Here is a 5,349-nt window from a genome sequence, read left to right on the forward strand (position 1 = left end):
ATTGGATTTTTTTTGTAATTTGAAGGTAATTATTAAGTAATTGAATACACAGCTAAAAGGTATTAATTAAGAGACTATAAAAACTATATATATCATATGCTTAACTAATATATGTAATTATAATTACTTTTTATTACCATATTAAGGTATTTTTAAATAACAATTATATCAATGACTTAGGTCTTGTTTATCGAGCTATTACTACAATTACCTATTATCGCTACCCATATGGTATTTAATTACCTGAACTGATGATATAGGAATAAAAAAGCCCTAAATTTAGGGCTGATTGTGATGATTGTTTAAGGCGTTTGCTAGGTTGCGAATGATGTGTCGGCTATCACTGGGGATGAATTTGCCGTAGTGTTTGTGGATCATTTCTGTGTTGACGTGGCCTAGCTGATTGGCTAACCACTCAGCGCTGATGATGCCTGTCGATAGCACTTGGCTCGCGTAAGTATGGCGACCGTTATTCAAAGCGCGATAGGGAATGTCGCAGCTGTCTAGGTGACGTTTCCAGCGCTTCTCTAATTGCGGATAGGTATAGTGGCTGCCAGTGCGAGGGTTAAGCCAAAGCCAAGTAAGCTGCTGCTGCTCATAGGTGTGATTGTCTCGCTCTAAGACTTTGATGGTTTGCGCTTTATGATTCGCTACCAATTCTGCTTGATTGGCCAATGCGTCTACGACGATGGGCAGCAGTTCTATTTGGCGTTTACGTCTACGGTTTTTGGTGGCTTTATGAATGCCTTTGACAAAGCCGCGTTTGATGTATGCCGTTGATTTATTAAAGTTAATATCTTCTATGGCTAATGGCATCAGTTCATGACTGGATAGTCCAGACCAAAGCATTACAGTCCATAGGTTGCGCATAGTCGCGTCTGTTTCGGTATTTATGATTTGTGCTATCTCTTCGCGGGTAAATGGATCGATGTCCGCTGGGTCTTTGCTATTGAGCTTGATGTATTGGCTGGGGTCATTTGGGTTCCTCTCATGACGCGCCCAATAGCTCCAAATCGAGCGCCATAGTCCTAATATATCGACTATGGTCTTGGGCGACAGCTCAGCTCTCAATACTTTATAAACCCAATATTCCACATCTTCAGCACTAATCTTACTGATCTGCTTACTTTGCCAATAGGGCGTTATATGATTGGCCACTTTACCAATATATGTGTCCCATGACGTAGGAGAGACTTTGCTTTGTTCGGCATTTTGCCAAATCGGGATATAGTAGCCAAAGTACGAGGCTTGCCGCTTTGGTGACGTTGGGAATACGGCATCACGGTCAAATATACCCATTTGAATCTGTTGCTCTACCATATCCGCTATTTTTTGAGCATTGGCTTTGTTGGCAGCAGTGGGCGGTGTGTTTAGCAGTGTTTCGCTGTCTTTTTCGCCGTTCATATACCAAATAATGCGAATACTGGTCCGGAGTGGTTCGATACTGGCCACTTGGTGTTCTCCTGTGCGTAAAAGTGTATGTGTGAAAACCTTAAGGTATTAATATAACTAGCTTTTATGCTAAATTGACGCTATAATAAAAATCTGGTTTGGTAACTAATGAGCCACTAAAAAGCTCTTGGTTTGGGCTTTTGGTTCAAATTATCTGTTAAAACAGTCCTCATTATGGTGAGGGCTGTTTTTTTGTGCCTAAGTGGAATCGTTCAGATAAAGGTTAAAGCCAATAGTTCAAAAGTGGCGTTGTGCTGTAGCTTTGAGGCTTCTTGCTGCTGCTGATGTTCTATCGCCATTTGCATTAATTTGTTTAAGTCCATTAGTTATTTTCCTTTATCCGATTCGGAGCGACTGGCTTTAAGGCTTGCAAATATTTCATCGCCATTGATAAACCAGTTATGAATCTCAAACGGTGGATTCGGTCTGCAATCGATATTCATTATCGTGATGCAAGCCGCATATAATCCGCCATCTAGATTGCGTAAGCCGTTCATATTGAATGGGTAAGCGTGACCGTTATATAACGACAATAGAAAATCACGACAGACACGACTGCCACCGCAATCATCCAATGCCATTTTTAATACCTTGGTAAGCGCTTCTTTATGCTGTTTGCTTTTAGCAGCTCGCTCACGCGCATACTCTTCTTCAGTCTGTAGTCCTGCTAGTAATAGATTCATGGTTTGGGTTCCTTTTTGATCAAGTGAGGCTTAGGTTTTTAGGCATTTCAAACACCCAGCAGCGCATTGAGCGTCCTGCTATTTTTGATGCCACGACCTTGTTTGCGGCGACAAACTTAAATTGTCGTGACTGGCGTAGCGCGTTGTGCATATCCGCTTGCGGCGGTAGGTCATAACGGTATTCGTTTGCTAGCTGATATATCTCTGGCATACTGATTGCCAACAAATTGGGGTCTTTGCTGTGGTTGATATGCAAGCGGCGAATATGATGACCAGCACCTTCGATTGCGTTGGGCGCTGCATTCAAGCGTTCGAGTACATCAAAGAACTGGATATTGAGCGGATGCTCGGTGTCAAGCGTCTGATCGCGCTCGGTTGCCATATTGAATACTTCCTGCTTTACGGCCCCGTCCAAGCGTTGCAAATCTGGCAATACCAGTTTCATCGCATCAAACATGGCGAGTATCTGCGCGTGGCAATGAGCAACACGAAAAGCTTTGACACCGCTGTCTTTTAACCAGTTCTCATGCGCTATTTTGGTATCAAAAAATACCTGCAGTATCTTGTCTTCCATCTTGAGAATATCGACTAAAAAATGACTGACATCTTCGGTCTGTAGTGCCTCAATGCGTCTGGCTGCTGCTTCAGAATCTCGGGTCTGGTTGTCCAATGCAAAGAATAGGTGGCAGATACGGCTTAGCACTGCCTTGGACGCCACCACGGGCAAATTCTGACTGATGACGATAGTGCCACGAAACGGTGGCTCGTAGACTTCGTTGCCGGCTGATTTGACGCCGCGTGTGCCAATCGTGCCGCCGTCATATAGGTTTTTTAGTTCGTCCCAATTGAACTGACTATTGCGACCAGTGCCGGCACCATCACGGTCAGACTCAATAAAGACACTAGGCATATTTGAGGTTTGTGATAATGAGCGCAGACGACCGGCTTTGGTGGTTTTGTTAGGATCGATACCCTCGTAGCCGTCACGACCTATCAAGCGCCAAAAAAAGCTAAGTAGAGTGGATTTACCAGTACCAGGCTCACCTACGATTTCTAAAAAAGGAAAGGACTTTTGACGGTCACGTACTTGCTGGGCAAATAAGCTGCCCATGAAGCCGACCAGACTAATGACGCCTTGCACACCCCAGCCAGATATGATGTCCGCTAACCAGTTGGCTGGATCTTTGGGGCGGTCACCGATTCTGATATTTGGACTGGCAGCGAGTGTCTTTAGGCTTTTATTATTTGGCAGGTCAAAATAATCATCAGCATTGAGCGGGTAGCTCTGACCATGACGAATAGCGATATCGTTAAAAATGTAAGTCTGATGGTCTTTGCTGTAACCGATAAAGTCGATGGTTTCTACTGTCTTGATGCCGTTAATCATGCGTCCCAACATGACATCTAACTGCTTTGAATTGCCTTGATAGATGACGCCAGGCGCGACTGATAATAGGCGCTTTTTAAATTCACCAGCGGCCGACAGTTGGCTACCGGTAAAGGTATTTTTAGTGTCGCCTTGTGGTGTGCGAATACTAAAAAAATACCACGACTCATCAGTGACAAGGTTTTGCTGATAATAGAGTGCTTGTGGCTGACAGTTCATGATTTGGGTGACAGTCATGCAAGACTGCATTAGATCGTCATGCCATAGCTGTACGGCTTCTTTTAATTCTTCTTCAGTATTGAATAGATCCTCTGTCGGTTCGCTGTCCGCATCCATTTGCTTGGCTTTATCAAAGCTCTCGCTGTCTACTTTTACCCAGTAGGTGCAACTGTTGAAAAACATATAAAAGCTAGTGGTGCCATACTGGTTGTACGTCAGTAGCGCCTTGTCCTTTGCTGTCTCAGCAATAAGCAGCTCACCATAAAAGCGGTAGCGTTCAAGGTCTGACTTGGTGAGTTTTCCTGCTTTGTGTAGGTCGTTCCAGTCTGCACCGTCGCTGTACTCACTTGACTGTGCGGCGGTGACATCCCAGCCGTTTTGGCGTGCGGTGGCCACCAGTTTGTCAGTGGCTTTGCGTCCAGCATGGTCGCTATCGAGTGCTATGATAAGCTTGGGCAGTGGCTTACCAAGCTCTGCCATTCGTGCTTTTATTTGCGCTAAGGTGTGCGCTGGGAAGTTACCGGCGGTGATGTTGCTAATGGCATGTAAGCCGTTCTCAGTCAGTGCCATGGCGTCAAAGATGCCTTCAGTAATCCATAGCTCTTTCACATATGGCCAGATGCCATGCTGTAGGTGCAGCTTTGGCGGTAGCCAAGCATGACCTTTAAATTTAAAGCCTGTTTGTACACGGGCCTTTTTTATATTTGCGGCGGGTTCTATCAGCCGTTCCCAATACCCTAGAGTTTGCCCTTCGCTTGTGATGTTGAAACGGACACTAGGACAAGTAAAATCAGAATAGAAGTCTTTGAATACTTCTTGGGTATAGCTGCCTTGCCATTTGACAATAGCAAAGCCACGTCCCGACTGAAGATAAGCGTCAGCCGTGGCATTTGGGTTGCTGGGTGTTGGTGGGTTTTTCTTCGTCCAATTGGCGAATATGTCTGGGTAAATATCGCGAGTAGATGCTTGGTAATTGCATTTATTAGCGCGGCCACACTGGATCGTCCACGGCGCATCAGCACCGGTGAATAACTCCTTTTTGCCGCATGACGGGCAGCGGCCATAACGCAAAAACTGACGGTCGCTGGAGAATTTGAGACCATAATCTTGTACGAGGCGAGTGATTAGCTCGCTACGGGTATCATCTTGCATGGTTTGCATAATAGTGCTCGTTTGGTTTGGTAAGTGGTTTGGTTTATGCCTACGATGGATTGACTGTTTTCATGTCTAGTAGTGATGAAACTACTGATCTGATAAGCGCTGATCTAAAGGGGTCGGGTGAATACGAATATTGTTGGATATGGCTGATAATTTCTGAAGTACTGACCGGTACTTCCCTCATCGCCCAAAAATGACACTGTCATCTCGACTGTGTTTGCGATGGCAGTGTCAATATATTAGGTTGGTTGCTTTGACTGCTCTAATTGCAGACCAGCTTGGTAGCGCCGTAATGCGATAAATCCCATAGAACGAATCTCAGTAGCTGCAGTTTTTTTAAGTTCAGCGTGTTGTTCTGGCAGAAGTCGAATAGGTATGGCTTTACGATTGGATTTATGTAACTGTCCTTTGTTCGTAGCTTGTAATGTGCTCACTTTCATTTTGGTGGTA

The 5,349-nt window shown here is 44.7% G+C and carries 3 protein-coding genes and 1 pseudogene; all 4 read right to left on the bottom strand.

Annotated features, from left to right (window positions below):
• Window positions 1–279: 279 nt before the first annotated feature.
• Window positions 280–1,452 (bottom strand): DUF3596 domain-containing protein, encoded by a 1,173-nt coding sequence (locus L0J61_RS08975; RefSeq protein WP_301466106.1) that lies wholly within the window; start codon window positions 1,450–1,452, stop codon window positions 280–282.
• A 326-nt stretch (window positions 1,453–1,778) separates the two neighbouring features.
• On the bottom strand, window positions 1,779–2,135 hold the full coding sequence (locus L0J61_RS08980; protein ID WP_192992327.1) for a hypothetical protein: 357 nt from the start codon (window positions 2,133–2,135) through the stop codon (window positions 1,779–1,781).
• Window positions 2,136–4,056: 1,921 nt separating this feature from the next.
• Window positions 4,057–4,902, bottom strand: a pseudogene (locus L0J61_RS10715) (toprim domain-containing protein); the annotation flags it as partial.
• A gap of 236 nt (window positions 4,903–5,138) precedes the next feature.
• Window positions 5,139–5,349: hypothetical protein (locus L0J61_RS08990; protein WP_301466108.1), on the bottom strand; the 211-nt coding region annotated here is incomplete at its 5' end.

It is taken from the genome of Psychrobacter sp. (assembly GCF_030457785.1).
In the GTDB taxonomy this organism is placed as follows: Bacteria; Pseudomonadota; Gammaproteobacteria; order Pseudomonadales; family Moraxellaceae; genus Psychrobacter.